Here is a 15,650-nt window from a genome sequence, read left to right as displayed (position 1 = left end):
GTGTTCGCGAACGACGCAGCCAGGGCGAGTGCAGCAGCGATCGGGCGATGACAAATGCCGGTGTGGCGCCGAACCGGTCAGCGAGCAGGCCAGCACCGAACTGGCCGCGCTACCGATGACCGGTAGCCTGCTCCCCGTGCTCGACCCGATGTTCGATTCTGCCGACTGCGAGCTGCGCTGGCCGCGCACGGTCGCCCGGGAGCTCGCCGCGCTGCGTACCGAATCCGACTCGCAGCAGCGCGCAGACCGGATCCGGTGGTTACTCGAGGACGCCTTCGTCGGGTCGGCCGTCGCCGAGGCGTTTACCCGCTCCGGGATTCGACCTCAGTTCGGGCGGGCCCCGGACTCCTGGGGCAGCTCGACCGAGCTGACCTTTTTGGACCGACTGGTCGCCAACCTGGACCAGCTGCGTCTGTTCCACGAGCCGAAGCCCTACTGGCCCCGTCGCGGCGCAACCGCCCGGCTCCAGCTTGACGAGCACCAGGTACGAGACCGGTTCGTCAAGGTGGCCGACCGCCTGCATGGCGTCGGGTTCTTCCAACGCGAGACCGGTGCGCAGGACTGCCCGGATGAACAACCCACAGCCGAGCTGAGCGCCCTGATCGCCGATCGCCTCCACATCGCTGACCTGTGGCCGCTGCTGCCCCACACCTGGGACCAGGACACTTTCTTGGCGCTGATCGAGGTCCTGCACGACCTCGTCGCCCGCCCGCGCGCCCGCTGGTGGCACGACTACGGCAACTGCGGCTGGCACTTCGGGGAGTTCTCCAGCGACACCGGTCGCGCGCTCTACCGGTGGCAGATCAACACCCAGGTCCTCGCCGCCGGCGCACTCGGGCTGCAGCTGGCGGAGACAGGTCCGGATGCCGGCCGGCTCGTGCGTGTCACCGACGACTCCCGGACCGATCTCGTCGAGCGGGTGCTCGCCACTCCGGACGCCGGGGCCGTCGGGCGGGTCGAGCACGCCATCGCTTCATTCCGGGGCCGGACTGCTACCGAGCACGACAAGCGCTCCGCGGTCATCACCCTGGCCGGTCTTCTCGAGGAACGACGAGACCTCATCCGCACCGACCTCGGTCGCAAGGACGAAGGGGCCCTGTTCCAGTTGGCCAACGAGTTCTCCGTCCGTCATCAGCGTCGAGGTCAGCACAGCGACTACGACCCGGCGTTCCTCAACTGGATGTTCTGGTGGTACTTGGCCACCATCGAACTCACCGACCGGATCATCGAGCGTCAGTCCGATCGCGACGGCGCGGCCACACCGTGAACGGCGTCTTCGGTCACAACGCCCCACCAACGTCCCGCCCGACCGTCCCGGTGCCGGGATCGGTGAGCACGGCCGGGACCGCAGCGCGAGCCCGGGCCGCGGCCCCGTCAGGAGTGTCACCCAGCGTGCGCCACCGACCTTCCTAGTCGTCGCCGCTACCGGTGGGCGAGGCGTCCTTGGAGCGCGAGTCATGCCGGGCTCCCTCCGCTGGGCTGGGCGGGGTGGGCGGCGACTTGTCTCGGTGTGCGTGCGGGGTGGCCCGCACCGCCATGTCGTCGTTACGGGCCTGGATGAGCCAGGGCGCCCAGTCCTGGGTACGCAACGGTTCGGCGTTCTCGACCCGGTCGCAGCGATGCTCACTGGTGGAGCAGTAGCCGGCGCGGGCGGCGTGTTTGGTGTCGATCATGGCGTAGGCGGTCGGGACCCAACGGGTGTGCCAGTCCGCGACCAGGACCGGGGAGCCTTCGGGGCCGTAGGCATGGACGTGGGTCTGGTGGAGCCAGGACAGGGTTTCGCGGCCCCAGTGGTGCATGGGCCAGCAAGGCGGGATCTGGCGGCAGGTCGGGGCGAGAGTAGGGATGGCGATGGTGTCCATCCAGCGGGCCAGCTCGTCCCACGCGGCTGCAGCCTCCTGGGCGGACAGTCGCGCCCACACCACTGGCCCGGCCCCGTCGCGGTCGGGCGGGCCTGGGGCAGTCGCGGCCGCGAGTTCGTCGATCTGGGGTGCGAGCTCTGCCAGGACCGCGGCCTGCTCCCGGCTGTATTGATCGAGCTCGCCGAGTCTGCGCTCGGTGTAGGAGTGGCGTTCGTCGTGAGCGCGCAGTGTGGCGCGCAGTGCGGTCACCGCTTCGAGCAGCTCCTCGATCCGAGGATCACCCGCCTGCGGGCCGGTCACGACCGTCGCCCTCGGTGCGCGGTGGGGTCCTCGACCGCGGTCCACACCGCCTGGGGCCCGGCCATGGTGATCATGAGGCGCGGGGTGGGGCGAGCGGTGACCGTACTGGGTGCGGTTCTGGTCATGGCTGCCTTCCTGTACTGGGGGTGTGCGAAGAGTGGCCGGCGAGGGCGTAGGGATCTCACGGGTTTCCCTCGAGCAGCGCGATGATCCGGTCGTTGAGCGCGTCGGCGTCGTCGGCGATGCTGTCGAGGAGGGTGAGGACCTGGTCCAGACTGGGTGTTTCTCGCCCCGCGGCCGCCCGGGTGCGCACGGTGGGGACGTCCGGCGGCGAGTCGTGCTCGCCGGGCTGTGATGCGCGGGCGGCGGTGAGTGCGAGCCGGGTACGGATGGTGCGCGCGGTGATGGGGCGGTAGTCGTCGTGCCAGCCGTAGCGGTCGATGGCCGGCAGGAGTGTGGCGGCGGCGCACCACCGCTGGGGGGCCCGGCACTGGTGACGGTGCGGGCCGGTGGCGGTCGGGGCGTGGGCGCGGGTGAGGTCCATGCGGGCCGATCCGCGGCCCAGCCCGTCGAGGACGCCGAGGAGCTCCAGCCAGCGCACGACGGCACACGTCGGGCAGCGCCGCGGGTCGACGTCGACAGGCACCGGCTGTGCCCCGACCCGCACGCCCTCGTCGTCGACGATGACCGCGGCGGGGACCAGCTCCCGCACCCGTGCCTGCGGCAGGTCCAGGACCACGGTGGCGACGACGAGGAAGGCGTCGCGGCGGCCGTGGAGCCCGTGGGGCCAGCCGCGGGTCGCGCAGGCAGCGATCATCTCGCCCGGATCAGGGACGCCCGCGCGAGCAGCCCGCGGCCGCGGAAGCGCGGCGGGCCCGGTCTCGGGGCGAGGGAGTAGATACCCGGTCTGGCGGTGAACGGCGGCGATCGCGCGCACCCGCCGAGCCTGGGTGGCCGGGCGGGCCGGCAGCGCGGCGAAGAACCCGACCAGTGTGGGCACCGTGGTCGGCAGAGCTGGTTGCCCGGTCGCGGCGGCGTAGTCGCAGAACAACGCCCACTCCCGGCCGTAGCCGGCACCGGCGGCGTCCCGGGGCGGTGATGCGGCAGGCGCCGGACTCGCACGATCGGTCGTCGATCGATTCGCCGGGTCACTCATGGTTCAGGACCCGGTCCAGTGCCTTCCGGCCGGCCGGTCCCCAGGCCGGTTTGCCGCCGGGTAGGCCCCGGTCGCCGTTCTGGCCCATCAGCATCAGGAACAGGCTCTTGAGCAGAGCCAGCCCCCGAGCACGCCGCATCGTCGCCTCGTCGACCTCTGCGTAGGCGGAGAAGAAGTGCTCGGCCATGCCCGCTGGGAGCACCACCCAGGCGGCCGCGAGATCCACCGCGGGGGCGCCGGCGAACAGGGCCCCGAAATCGACCACCCCGGCCAGCGTCCCGTCCGCGATGACGACGTTCGCGGGGTGCAGGTCGCCGTGCACCCACATCCGCGGCCCGGCCCACCCGGGGGTGGCGACGGCGTCCTGCCAGACCGCGCGAGCTCCGGCGGTATCGACATCGAACGCGGCTGTGTCGATCGAGCCCAGGAAGTGCTCGAAGCCTCCGGTGCTCTCGCGAGGGTGGGCTCCGATTCCCATGTCATCACCGGGTGCGTCGCCCGGTGCTGGGACGTGCAGGGCCTGGAGGAACGCGGCGAGGGTGTCGGCGGCGTGCTCGGGCCGGGCGATCACCCCGTGGTCCAGCGGGCAACCGGGCACCCAGGTCATGACGGTCCACAGCTTCCCGAAGCGCTCGCACGGTGTGCCGGCGCGGACCGGGACGGGGATCGGTAACGGCAGTCGTGGCGCGAGCTGGGGTAGCCAACGCCTCTCTTTGAGCTGTGGCTCCGGGGTGGTGTCCATGCGTTGGATCCGCACCGCGAGTTCGTCCCCGAGGCGCCACATCTGGTTACCCCAGCCGCCCTCGACCTCGCTGAGGGGCAGCCCTGCCAGGTCTGGGTGCTGGTCCTGCAGCAGCTCGCGGACCAGGCCCTCGGTGATCTCCGGCTCGGTCTGGGACACACCTCAGACCGTAGCGGGGGGCGCCGACGGCGAACCCGGGTCAGCCGGTGCCGACACAGGAGATGGTCGCCCGGTGATCGTTACGCTCGAGGTCGTGACGACCCGGCGTGTCCGTAGGGCGAGGGCACACGACGTTGAGGCCGTTGTACGGCTTCGTGTCGAGATGTTCCGGGCGATGGGGGTCCCGCAGCATGGCTCCGCCGATTGGCAGGCCGCGGCGACGGAGTGGTTCACGCGGCGGCTGGAGGACCCACGCTTCTGCATCGTGGTCGTCGAGGTGGATGGCGCGGTCGTCGCGACCGCCTTGGGCACACTCCGAGAAGCGCCCCCATCACCGCACTCGACCGAGGGCGATGTGCTGATCAGCAACGTATGCACTGATCCTGGGGCTCGGGGTCGGGGTCACGGCCGCGCAGCCTTCGACGCCGTGCTCGCTTGGAGTCACACCGTTGATGCGGGCCGCGCGGAGTTGCTCGCCACCGATGACGGTCGTCGAATGTACGAGGAATCCGGTTTCAGCGTTTCACGCACACCGGTGATGCGCGCGCCCCTGCATCCGCGGCGCGGACGCCTCATCAGGTAGCCGCTCACCGCGGCCGATTGGGCCGGTGCCGGGTCGTGGTGCGCCTGGATGCGCACACCGAGACCCTGCACCTATGGGACGTCGCGGCCGGCGGCCTGATCGCGACCCAGGCAGGTGCTATGCGCACGCTCGGGGTCACCGCTGGCACTGGGTACGTCCCTACGACTATCGCCGGTGCTCAACGGTATGAGGTAGTCCCGTGGACCGGTGGAGATCAGGCTGTGTGGGGATGAGGGCGTGCTACCTGTTGGGGTTCTTTACTCTGCGGGAGACGGCGTCATCAAACTCTCGTCGCAGGATTGAACGTGAATCTGCGGACCCCCAAACCCGGCGACCGAGGTATCGCCACTCGGCTTTTTCGTCCTGGTTTGAATCATCTGTCTCGGTCATGTACTGCTGAAACCCCACATCGAATGCGCGTTGTCCCTTTTCGGTTCCGTCGTGCGTGAGGCCCGCTCTAGCCAACGGGAAATCCGTATCTGGAAGTAGCACTATTAGTGCGGCAGTTTCAAGTGGGTCAGCTTTTGGGTGTAGGCGACTCCCGATCTGACGCAAGATTTCTAACTCGTGAAGGTTGGTGCGTTCGCGGGTTAGATCTAGGTTCGACTTATACAGAGCGTAGAGTGCGACGATGAGGGCGACTAGGCTTAGTGCAGCTCCGACAACCTGGGACAAGTCGACAACAAAAGACCACATGAGCAGACCTTAGTGTCCCGTTCTCCACGGCTTCCGACCCGACTCCTGAGTGAACTGTCATAATTCGTTATCGGCTAGGCCGGACAGGGCACCATCCGGCCTCAGGGCGGTTGCCTGATCGCGGAGGGGCGTAGACCCACCGGTCGGCGTGCGCCGGCCGTGGCGAGCATCGACGGGATCCAGTTCGGTAAGCCACCTGAGCATCGTCGTCCGCGAGCGGATGACTGGCGCTGGGGCGGTCGATGATGCGCTCGACCGAGCCGCCTCCTCGCGGCCGTGCCCGGTCAGAGCTCTGCTGGAGAGTCGTCGAGCAGCTTGGAGAAGAAGTCGTCCAGCACAGTCCGGCCGCGCTGGGGATCAGCGAGCTCGGCGCCGCCAAAGCGATAGACCTCGTAGCCGGCCAGGCGCAGGCGGCGGTCTTCTGCAGCCATGACGGCATAGCGCCTGGGGCTCGGGCGTCCGTCGTCGGTGGCGTAGTGGTGCTGGCCGTCCACCTCGAGCACGACGCGCCGCCGTCCGGGCAGCAGCAGCAGGAAATCCATCCGCTGACGGACCACCGAGCCGGGGCGCAGCAGCGGATCCGGCCGAAGGTACGGGTCGTAGTGCAGGTACACCTGCGGCAGCAGCGCGGGGACAGACCGATCGGTGTAGCGGTGTGCGTAGGCGCGCAGCAGGAGGCTTTCCGGAGGGCTGCTGCTGGTGGCGGTCGACTGCGCGAGTCGCCGGTAGAGGTGGCGGCCGGCGACGTCGAGGTTGGTCTCGTGCAGGATCTCGGTGGCCCACCACTCCACGAGGGCTCCCCAGGTGAGCCCGTCGTCAGGCAGGGGGCGGTCGTAGACCAGGCACGTCCCGGCGCCCTTGGTGATCTCGATGGTGTTGTTCAACGCGTCCCGCAGGACGATCTCGGGTTTCGGACCGGTTGAGGCGAAGATCAGATTCTTCAGCTCACCCGCGACACCGGTCACGCCGAGCAGATCGACGGTTGCCTGCAACTGCGGGTCGTCCCACTCCGACAGCACCACGCGAGCGACCGGCAGCAGCTCCGGCAGGCCGTGGCCCTGCAGGCGGGCCTGGACGTAGAGCCGTTTGCTGCGGGACGGATCGTCATCCTTGCCCTGAGCCGCCAGCCCGAGCCGCTCGCAGAACGCGGCCACGTTGTAGGACTTCAGGTTCGCCGCGATGGAGTCCGCGATCGCCTCGCGGACGGCATTGGGCTTCGGAGCCCCAGCCACCTCAGACGCCTCCGTGGCGCTCGGTCCATGAGGCGAGGGACGCGTCATCGAGCCCTTCGCCGTCGAGTTGCCGCCGTAGTGCGTCGATCGCCGCGCTGACGCCGTCGTCGGTGAGGCGCTCCAGATCGACGCGGAAGGTCATCTCGTTGACCGGCCGTACTCCCAGGGTGTTGTCCGCCCCGTCGGGCATCGTGCCGTCCTGGTTGCGAAGATCGCTGCGATCGGCGCTGATCAGGCCCATCCGGTGCAGCCGTCGGTAGGCCTCCCGCTGCGCTCGGGGCCGCTCGAAGGCCAGTCCCCACAGGTCGTCGTTCACGCTCAGCCCGTCGTCGTTGCTCTCCTGGCTCAACTGGTTCCGGTAGAGCAGGAACAAGTACGCGACCGTCTCGTCCGGGCCGAGGGCATGAACCCACCCGCAGGTGAAGAACTCTGGAGGCACGTCGATCACCAGCTCGCGCGCCGGCGCCGGGACCTTGTAAGGCTGGATCGGAGCACCACGCAGGACGCTCTCGTCGCGCACCGTGAACTCCTCGTACCGCGGACGGGATTCCTTTAGATCGACCTTGCCGAAGTCGTGGAGCCTGTCCAGCGCGGCGCGTAGTTGGTCGAGCTGGCTGTTCGCCAGGCCGCGAGACGTGCCCGTACGGCGCCCCGGCCGGCGTTCGGTCGGGAGCGCGATCAGGTGCCGCCAGCAGGGGTCGCCGGCCACCACCGGGTACGCCAGCGGGATCGGGGTCGGTGTGCCGATGGTGTTGGTCGGCTTGCGGCACTGCTCGACGAACAGCGCGACGAGCAGCATCTGCACCGCCACCCCCTTCGATGTGGCGAGCTCCCGCAGCGGGCTGATCTCCCGGCCTCCGCGCAGTACAAGACGTGCCCGGAGGCGGACGACCGGTGGGGCCGACTGCGGGCGCTGCGCCCAGAGGCGCTGCCTGACAGCTCGGGCAACGGCGTCGGCGGAGCCCTCGCGGCCCGTCCCGTACTGCAGGCGGGCCAGGAGGTCGAGGCGCTTCGACAACCGATCGTCGACCGTCCGCGCCATGAGACCTACTATCTCAAATCCGACTTTTGAGCGATTGCCTGTACGCGATTGACTGCTCGTTTGACGCTTCGCTCCAGGTGCGATGCGCGTTAAGGGGGCAGTCTATCCCGTGTCGAGCCGGCGTTGCAGGGGGGTCGCGCTCCTCGGCACTCTTCGTCTCGTACCGGGTGTGACCAGGAGGTTCACTCGCCGGTTCGATCCGGAGGAGCGAAGATGATCATCATGTTGCCGACGGCGGCGGAGCTCGCCGCGGGGGTGCTGCACAACGTCGTCCCGATCACGGGTTTGCTGATGACCGTGCTGGTGGTGCTGGTGGTGCTGACCGCGGTGTGGTCGCGGCACCCGGAGCGGCAGTGTCGGAGTGCGCAGCTGCTCGACCGAGTGCTGACCGCCATCAGCTCGGTGGCCACTGCCGCGGTGTCGATGTTCTGCACGATCCTGGTGGTGGTGGCCGCGGGCGTGGCACGACCGGCGGCCTGAACCCGTTGACGACACGAACGGTCCCGGCGGCGCGCCGGGGCCGTTCGTGTCGCTTGTGGGGGTTAGCGGTGCGAGATCCTGCCGCCCATGTCGGACTGGTGAGCTGCCAGCCGGCGGCTCCAGCGCAAGCGGCGGATAGCAGCGTGCCGGTCACGGTCCCTGGCCCCAGCGCCGACACCACTAGGGCGTGTCTCCTAAAGCGCGGAGCCAGGTGACGATCGCCTTCAGGACGGCGCCGCCGCGGAAGGTCAGCGCGAGCTTGTCGTAACGGGTGGCCAGCCCGCGCCACTGCTTGACGTGGCAGAACCCGCGTTCGACGACGTTGCGATTGCGGTAATCGGCGCGGTCGAACGCGGGCGGGCGGCCGCCGCGTGCCCCTCGCCGTTTGCGGTGTCCTTGCTGGTCGGCGGGCTCGGGAATGACGGCGACGATCCGCCGCTCGCGTAGATGGCGGCGGATCGCGCGCGAGGAGTAGGCCTTGTCAGCGCGCAGTCGTTCCGGCCGTGTTCGGGGACGTCCCGGGCCCGCTCGCGCGATGCTCAGATGCGCCATCAGGTGCGGGAACATCGGCGAGTCCCCGCCTTGGCCCGGTCCGAGCAGGACCACCAGCGGCCGGCCGTGACCATCGACGAGCTGGTGGATCTTCGTCGACAGCCCGCCGCGAGACCGACCCAAGGCGTGATCGCCGGGCTCGGCGAGCAGATTCGTGTAATTCGATCCTGCCCCTGTGTCGCGGGCCAGGGTCGCGGCGTGTTGGTGGGCGCGGAGGATCGTGGAGTCCACACTGACCGCCCAGTCCACGATCCCGGCGGTGTCGGCGTCGGTCAGCAGAGCCGCGAGAACGTGGTCCCAGGTGCCATCGCCGGAGTGGCCCGTGAGGAACAACGGAACGGGATCCATCGGTAGAGCGGCGCCAGCCCGGGGCTCGCGGTAGCGTCGCCGCGTTCGGGGAACGGTCTGGGCTCGACGTTCGAGTCCGTGGCGTGCTGGGGGTTCTCCGTGCCCGTCGAGTTCCTCACCGACGCGCAGGCCGCGACGTACGGCTGCTACGCGAGACCGCCGTCGACGGCGGAGCTGGACCGCTGCTTCCTGCTCGATGACAAGGCCCGCGCTCTGGTCGAGGCGAAGCGGCTGCCGCACACCCGGCTGGGGTTCGCGGTGCAGCTCACGACGTTGTTGTTCATCGGCCGGTTCCTGGCCGATCCGACCGATGTTCCGACCGAGGTCGTGGACTACCTGGCCGAGCAGCTCGACATCGTTGATCCGTCGTGTGTGAAGGACTACCGGGTCCGGGAGATGACCCGGCTCGAGCACGCAGCGCAGATCCGCGAGGCGTACGGGTTCGTCGACTTCACCGCGGCGGCCGAGGAGCTTGCGCGGTGGGTGGATGACCGGGCGTGGACCACCGGGGATGGCCCGAAGGCGCTGTTCGACGGCGCGGTGGTCTGGCTTCGGGAGCACCGGGTGCTGCTGCCCGGGGTGTCCACCCTGGCTCGGTTGGTGGCCCGGGTCCGGGACGCGGCGATGGCGCGGCTGTGGGACACCCTGGCCGCCCCGCTGACTGCGTCGCAGGCCGCTGCGTTGGATCTGTTGTTGGAGATCCCTGACGGGGCACGAACCTCGGAGCTGGAACGGCTGCGCCGGGGCCCGACCCGGGCGTCGGGCCGCGCGATGGCAGCGGCGTTGGATCGGGTCAGCGAGCTGTCCGCGATCGGCGTCGGTCAGATCGAGCTGGGGGCGGTCCCACGGCGGCGGGTGATCGAGCTGGCCCGCTACGGCATGGCGGGGAAGGCGCCGGCGTTGCGCCGCCACCCTTACGCCCGCCGGCTGGCGACGCTGCTGGCCACGGTGGTGGGGCTGCAGGCTAGGGCCACCGACGATGCGGTGGAGCTGTTCGACGTGCTGATGACCACGGAGCTGTTGGCCCGTGCGCAACGCCAGACCCGTGACGAGCAGGCCCGGCGGTATCCGCGGGTCAGCCGCGACGCCGGGAAGTTGGCCGCCGCGGTCGGGGTACTACTCGAGGCCACGACATGGGGCCCGGAGATCACGCTGGAGCTGGTCTGGGACGCGATCGAGAACGTGGTCTCCCGGGCCGAGCTGCGCACCGCGGTCGCGAACATCACCGACGTCGTGCCGGCCCCGGGCACAGATCCCGACACGGAGTGGCGGGCGACCCTGGCCGACCGCTATGCGGTGGTGCGCCCGTTCCTGCCGATGCTGTGCACGGCCATTCGGTTCGACGCCACCGCCGAGGCCACCCCCGTCCTCGACGCGCTGCGCGCCCTGCCGGACCTGCTCGATGCCCGCCCGACGGCGCGGGTACCGGCGGGGTACCTCGACGCCCGCAAGGTCGCGGTGGACCTGGTCCCGCCAGGCTGGGCGCGGGTGGTGTTCACCCCCGGGCGACCGGAGACCACGGTGAACCGGGCCGGCTACGTATTCTGCGTACTAGAGCTATTTCACCATCGGCTGCGCCGCCGCGACATCTTCGCGCTTGCCTCCGGTCGCTGGGCCGACCCGCGCGCGCAGCTGCTGGACGGCCCGGCGTGGGAGGCCGCCCGCGGCCCGGTGCTCAACGCCCTGCAGCTCCCGCACGATTCCGACCCGCTGCTGGCCGAGCACGCGAGCGACCTCGACGCCGCGCTGCGCCACGTCGCGGGGCGCCTGATCGCCAACACCGAGGTCTCCATCGACGAGCAAGGCCGGTTGCACGCCGGGAAGATCGACGCCGTCTCCGATCCGCCGAGCCTGACCGACCTGCGGCGCCGGTGCGAGGCGATGCTCCCGCGGGTCGACATCGGCGAGGTGGTGCTGGAGGTGATGTCCTGGCACCCGGAGTTCGCGGCGGCGTTCACTCCGGCCTCGGGCGGCCAGGCCCGCCTGGACGACCTGTCGGTGAGCGTGGCGGCCGCGCTGACCGCGCACGCGCTCAACGTCGGGTTCACGCCGGTCCTCAGCCCCGGAGTGGCGGCGCTGACCCGGCACCGGATCAGCCACGTCGACCAGAACTACCTGCGCGCGGAGACCTACGCCGCAGCGAACGCCCCGCTCATCACCGCTCAGGCCGACATTCCGCTGGCCCAGGCGTGGGGTGGTGGGCTGCTCGCGGCGGTGGACGGTGTCCGGTTCGTGGTGCCGGTGCGCAGCATCGACGCCCGTCCCAACCCGCGCTACTTCGGGCGCAGGCGCGGGGTGACGCTGCTCAATCTGGTCAACGACCAGGCCGTCGGGCTGGCCGGGCTGGTCGTGTCGGGCACCCCGCGTGACTCGCTGCACGTGATCGACCTGATCTACCGCCAGGACGGCGGCCGCCGCCCGGAGGTCATCATCAGCGACACCGGCTCGTACAGCGACATGGTGTGCGGGCTGATGCGGCTGCTCGGGTTCGACTACCGCCCCCAGCTGGCCGACCTGCCCGACGCGAAGCTGTGGCGGATCAACCCGGGCGCGGACTATGGCCCGCTCGCCACCGCCGCCCGCGGGAAGATCGACCTCGGTCGGGTCAGGGCGCACTGGCCCGACCTGTTGCGCTTGGCCGGGTCCATCCACACCGGCGCGGTCAGCGCGCACGACGTGCTGCGGATGCTCGCCCACGGCGGCAACCCGACCCAGCTCGGTGAGGCCCTGGCCCACTACGGGCGGATCTTCAAGACCCTGCACGTGCTGTCGTATGTCGATCAAGCCCCGTACCGGGCGGAGATCAAGGGCATGCGCAACCTGCAAGAAGGCCGCCACGACCTGGCCCGGCACGTCTTCCACGGCCGCCGCGGCGATCTGCGCCGCGCCTACCACGAGGGCATGGAGGACCAGCTCGGCGCGCTCGGGCTGGTCCTGAACTGCATCACGCTGTGGAACACCGTCTACCTCGATGCCGCCCTCGCCCAACTGCGCCAGGAGGGCTGCCCAGTGCGCGGCGAGGACGTTGTACGGCTCTCGCCCTACATGCGCCGTCACCTCAACGTGCACGGGCACTACTCGTTCCAGCTCCCCGACCTCGCCGGGGCCCGCCGTACGCTGCGCGATCCCGACACCGGCGACGAGGACGAGGACCGTTGACCGCCGCTCTACCGGGCGTCGAGCCGCCGACATCGCGCCGCGCAGTGCTGACGTGATGGCGGCTCCGGCAGGTCGACCCCAGGTCCACATCGTCGCCGCCGCTCATGCTGCTGATCGTGCTGTGCACCGGAGGACACTAAACCGCTGTGACCGACCGTCACCGGTTCTCGGTGACGGTGGTCCGCAGGCGCCGACCTACGATCGCGCCTTGACCTGTCACGCCGCTGTCCACGCTGCAGCGCGAGGTACCCGGCGGCCGGTCGACGCCGGCAAAGCGCGGCGAGAATTTGCATCGGCTATTGACTATGACAGCGGCGGACGATGATAGCATCGTCGTATGACGATGCTGCGTGCCCGACCAAGCGTCTTCAGCGTATTCACGGCTCGTCTGCCGTTTCTGGGTCACACGAGCACGCCCGCGCTGCGTCACGTGCCCGGAACGCTGACAGCGTGTCGGACCGCGCGCGAGCGCCGGCGCCGCCGTAGCGGTCCTCACCCCGCTCGCGGTGCCCCACCGCTCGGTCGGCATGTCATGTCGTAGCTCACCGGGACCACGCTCCGCTGGAGCGGCGTGCCCGAACCGCCGTACCGCCCGCTCCCCGGCGGCCGACTCTCGCCGACCGAACGATGTCGGCGACCACCAAGAAGGCAGCAGCCATGGAACCCCTCACGTGGACCCTGCAGGCCATCGGCCTGTTCATGGTCACCAACATCGACGACGTCATCGTGCTGTCGCTGTTCTATGCCCGAGGTGCCGGCGTCCCGGGGACCACGGCCAGGATCCTCGGTGGTCAGTACCTCGGTTTCGGCGCCATCCTGGCCGCGGCGGTGCTCGTCGCCCTGGGCGCGCGCAGTTTCCTGCCCGAGGAGGTCATCCCGTACTTCGGCCTGATCCCGCTGGTCCTGGGCCTGCTCGCGGCCTGGCGGTCCTGGCGGTCCTGGTGTGACGGTGACGACGATGACGACGAGGGCAAGCTCAGCGGCAAGGCGCTCAGCGTGCCCGCCATCGCCGCGATCACCTTCGCCAACGGCGGGGACAACATCGGCGTCTACGTACCGGTCTTCGCCACCGTCGGCACCGGCGGCATCATCGCCTACTCGATCGTGTTCCTCGCCCTGGTCGCCGTGCTGGTCGCCGCGGCGCGCTTCGTCGCCACCCGCAAACCGATCGCCGAGGTGCTGGAGCGCTGGGAGCAGGTGCTGTTCCCGATCGTGCTGATCGGTCTGGGCATCGTCATCCTGGTCGAGGGCGGCGCCTTCGGCCTGTAGGTGCCGGCGTGCCGCGGCTGCGGTCTGTTGAGGCGGCGCATCCGCGTACTGCTGGCGGCACCGCCTCTCCGCGGCGAGACGGAGCCGGTGCGCTGTCATCGGCTCCGCCGTTTATCATCGCCTTATGCCGATTGCTGTCGCTGGTGCGAGGTCGGACGGGGACCCGAGCGATCGGGCGGAGTCGCGCCGATGAGTGCCTGGCCGAGATCACGCTCGGTCGCCACGGCCGGTGTCACGGCGGCGGTCGCTGTCCTGGTCGATGTGGTGACCAAGTGGCTGGCCGATACCCGACTGCCCGGCGCGCCGGTAGACCTCGGGATCGGGCGCCTACAGCTCAGCTACAACACCGGGGTGGCGTTCAGTCTGGGCGACGGGCTGCCGACCTGGGCCGTGCTCGCGCTGGCCGGGGTGATCACCAGTGGCGTGCTGGTCGCGATCGTCGCCGGCTGGCTGCGCCCGCCGGTGCCGGCGGGCCTCGTGCTGGGCGGTGCGATGGCCAACATCGTGGACCGGGCCGGGGACGGCGCGGTCACCGACTTCCTGTGGCTGGGCTGGTTCCCGACGTTCAACCTGGCCGACACCGCGATCACCCTCGGGGTGCTCGCCCTGCTGTGGGCGTCGTGGCGCACCGAGAACCGCAGCGTCGCAGGACACGCCACGGAGCAGGAATCGGCAGACCAGGGCGGCCCCCCTCGGACGGCACCTCGTGAACCCCACGGCACCTCGTGAGCGGCGGCCCTGGCGACCGCGCACCCGAACCAGCCGCCGACACTGCGGCGACCAGGGTGATGCGCGGGCCGGGTGCGATGCGTCAGCGGGCGGTGGGGGTGAGGAGCACGCCGCTGCGGGGGCGGGTCGGGACCCGGGACAGGTCGACCTCGAGGTCCTGGGGTGGCAGCGTGTAGTCCAGCCGGGCGAGCGTGCGGGTGGCGACGGCGATCATGGTGAGCACGACGTCCTCGCCGGGGCAGCGGTGCCCGGTGGCCACGTCGCCACCGCCCTGCGGTACCAGGGTGTCCGGGTCGACCGGGCCGGCGAGAAAGCGGTCGGGGTCGAAGCGGTCGGGGTCGGGCCAGTGCGTCGGGTCGTGGTCGGTGCCGTGCACGTCGAGCACCACCAGCCCGCCGCGCGGGACCGGGACGCCGAGGACGTCCTGGTCCTCGCGGGCCACGGCGGCGAGCACCGGCACGAACGGGTAGCGCCGGCGCACCTCCTGGGCGAACGCGGCGACAGCGCCCTGGTCGGGCTCGGTGTCGGCGAGGCGGTGGCGCCATTCGGGGTGCTCGTGCAGGGCCATGCCGGCGAAGGCCACGTACCAGGCCGCGGCCACGGTTGGGCGCACGAAGTTGAGCAGTGCGACGCCGGCGACGCGGGCGGGCAACGGCCGCCCGCGCAGGTCCCGGGCCGTCGCGACCGCGTGCAGCGCGGTACCGGGCGCCGGGTGGATCTGTCCGAGGCGGGCCCGGCGGACGAGCCCGGCCGCCCACCGGCCCAGCCGCGCGCGGGCGAGGGCGGCCCGGGCGAAGGGCCGCCCCGGCGTGCCGAACCCGTCGACGATGTCGGCGAGCTGCCGCGCCCGCCGGGGCAGCTCCGCGGACGCCATCGGGATCCCGGCCCACGGCAGCACGGCCGCGCCCAGGACCTGCACGGCCTCGTCGAACAGCCGCACCGGCGCCCCGCCCGCCCAGCGCCGGGTGACCGCCTGCCACTCCTGCTCGGCACACCGACCGAGGTCGGCCACCGCGTCGGCGGTGAGCACCCGCAGGTACAGCGCCTTGCGGTGGTGGTGCTCGGCATTGTCGAGGCCGTGCACCGTGTCCCGGCCGAACAGCACCAGCTTCAATGGGGCCGGCAGCGACCCGCGGCGGCGTAGCCGCGGATCGTAGAAGCGACGCACCCCGGCCGGGCCGTCGATCAGCACCGCGCGGCGGCCCAGCAGCCGGGTCGGTACCGCCCACGGGGCCGTCGGGGGGTCTGGCCGCAGCCCGCCGGCCCAGCGGTACCCCTGACGGAGCAGCTGCAGCGTCTGGTCCCTCACCACGTCCTGCACCTACCCCTCAACCTCGGGAA

General features: G+C 70.7%; 12 protein-coding genes and 1 pseudogene. 6 read left to right on the top strand and 7 right to left on the bottom strand.

Features of this window, described 5'->3' with window-relative positions:
- The first annotated feature begins 136 nt into the window (after positions 1–136).
- Positions 137–1,267, top strand: a complete 1,131-nt coding sequence (locus AC0GKK_RS27360; RefSeq protein ID WP_489884127.1) for a hypothetical protein — start codon at positions 137–139, stop codon at positions 1,265–1,267.
- Between the two features lie 142 nt (positions 1,268–1,409).
- Here AC0GKK_RS27360 and AC0GKK_RS27355 read toward each other — a convergent pair whose 3' ends face one another.
- The 3 genes from AC0GKK_RS27355 to AC0GKK_RS27345 form a co-directional block, all read right to left on the bottom strand.
- Positions 1,410–2,162, bottom strand: coding sequence for a hypothetical protein (locus AC0GKK_RS27355; protein ID WP_379674417.1), 753 nt, complete (start codon positions 2,160–2,162; stop codon positions 1,410–1,412).
- A 181-nt stretch (positions 2,163–2,343) separates the two neighbouring features.
- A complete protein-coding gene (locus tag AC0GKK_RS27350) occupies positions 2,344–2,979 on the bottom strand; it encodes a hypothetical protein (RefSeq protein ID WP_405422021.1) in 636 nt (211 codons plus the stop codon).
- Between the two features lie 331 nt (positions 2,980–3,310).
- The gene (locus tag AC0GKK_RS27345; protein ID WP_281010838.1) at positions 3,311–4,219 is read right to left on the bottom strand and encodes an aminoglycoside phosphotransferase family protein; all 909 of its coding nucleotides are present in this window, start codon (positions 4,217–4,219) and stop codon (positions 3,311–3,313) included.
- A 163-nt stretch (positions 4,220–4,382) separates the two neighbouring features.
- Here AC0GKK_RS27345 and AC0GKK_RS27340 point away from each other — a divergent pair, with 163 nt between their 5' ends.
- On the top strand, positions 4,383–4,802 hold the full coding sequence (locus AC0GKK_RS27340; protein ID WP_281010839.1) for a GNAT family N-acetyltransferase: 420 nt from the start codon (positions 4,383–4,385) through the stop codon (positions 4,800–4,802).
- Between the two features lie 980 nt (positions 4,803–5,782).
- Here AC0GKK_RS27340 and AC0GKK_RS27335 read toward each other — a convergent pair.
- Entirely contained in the window at positions 5,783–6,730 is a 948-nt protein-coding gene (locus AC0GKK_RS27335; protein WP_253066742.1) for a hypothetical protein, read from the bottom strand.
- Between the two features lies 1 nt (position 6,731).
- Complete coding sequence (locus AC0GKK_RS27330) at positions 6,732–7,772, bottom strand: hypothetical protein (protein WP_253066743.1); 1,041 nt, start codon at positions 7,770–7,772, stop codon at positions 6,732–6,734.
- A gap of 213 nt (positions 7,773–7,985) precedes the next feature.
- Between AC0GKK_RS27330 and AC0GKK_RS27325 the strand changes: the two genes are divergently transcribed.
- Positions 7,986–8,252 carry a hypothetical protein gene (locus AC0GKK_RS27325; RefSeq protein ID WP_253066744.1) on the top strand — a complete coding sequence of 89 codons (267 nt, stop codon included), beginning with the start codon at positions 7,986–7,988 and terminating at the stop codon, positions 8,250–8,252.
- Between the two features lie 180 nt (positions 8,253–8,432).
- Here AC0GKK_RS27325 and AC0GKK_RS27320 read toward each other — a convergent pair.
- Positions 8,433–9,113: pseudogene (locus AC0GKK_RS27320) on the bottom strand (IS5 family transposase); the annotation flags it as partial.
- 138 nt (positions 9,114–9,251) lie between these two features.
- Here AC0GKK_RS27320 and AC0GKK_RS27315 point away from each other — a divergent pair.
- The 3 genes from AC0GKK_RS27315 to AC0GKK_RS27305 all read left to right on the top strand — a co-directional run bounded on the left by AC0GKK_RS27315 (position 9,252) and on the right by AC0GKK_RS27305 (position 14,309).
- A complete protein-coding gene (locus AC0GKK_RS27315) occupies positions 9,252–12,311 on the top strand; it encodes a Tn3 family transposase (protein ID WP_489884126.1) in 3,060 nt (1,019 codons plus the stop codon).
- Between the two features lie 657 nt (positions 12,312–12,968).
- Positions 12,969–13,580, top strand: coding sequence for a cadmium resistance transporter (locus tag AC0GKK_RS27310; protein WP_100877368.1), 612 nt, complete (start codon positions 12,969–12,971; stop codon positions 13,578–13,580).
- Between the two features lie 189 nt (positions 13,581–13,769).
- Positions 13,770–14,309, top strand: coding sequence for a signal peptidase II (locus AC0GKK_RS27305; RefSeq protein ID WP_489884125.1), 540 nt, complete (start codon positions 13,770–13,772; stop codon positions 14,307–14,309).
- Positions 14,310–14,391: 82 nt separating this feature from the next.
- Here the strand turns inward: AC0GKK_RS27305 and AC0GKK_RS27300 are convergent, their stop codons facing one another.
- Complete coding sequence (locus tag AC0GKK_RS27300) at positions 14,392–15,621, bottom strand: cytochrome P450 (RefSeq protein ID WP_489884124.1); 1,230 nt, start codon at positions 15,619–15,621, stop codon at positions 14,392–14,394.
- Between the last annotated feature and the right edge of the window lie 29 nt (positions 15,622–15,650).

This window comes from Pseudonocardia sp. P-1 (genome assembly GCF_058111925.1).
This window is presented reverse-complemented; position numbering and strand designations above follow the sequence as displayed.

Bases quoted from the DNA above. Each gene is read 5' to 3' on its own strand.
- AC0GKK_RS27310 (WP_100877368.1), top strand. From the start codon at position 12,969: ATGGAACCCCTCACGTGGACCCTGCAGGCCATCGGCCTGTTCATGGTC.
- AC0GKK_RS27350 (WP_405422021.1), bottom strand. From the start codon at position 2,979: ATGATCGCTGCCTGCGCGACCCGCGGCTGGCCCCACGGGCTCCACGGC.
- AC0GKK_RS27330 (WP_253066743.1), bottom strand. From the start codon at position 7,772: ATGGCGCGGACGGTCGACGATCGGTTGTCGAAGCGCCTCGACCTCCTG.
- AC0GKK_RS27305 (WP_489884125.1), top strand. From the start codon at position 13,770: ATGAGTGCCTGGCCGAGATCACGCTCGGTCGCCACGGCCGGTGTCACG.
- AC0GKK_RS27325 (WP_253066744.1), top strand. From the start codon at position 7,986: ATGATCATCATGTTGCCGACGGCGGCGGAGCTCGCCGCGGGGGTGCTG.
- AC0GKK_RS27340 (WP_281010839.1), top strand. From the start codon at position 4,383: ATGTTCCGGGCGATGGGGGTCCCGCAGCATGGCTCCGCCGATTGGCAG.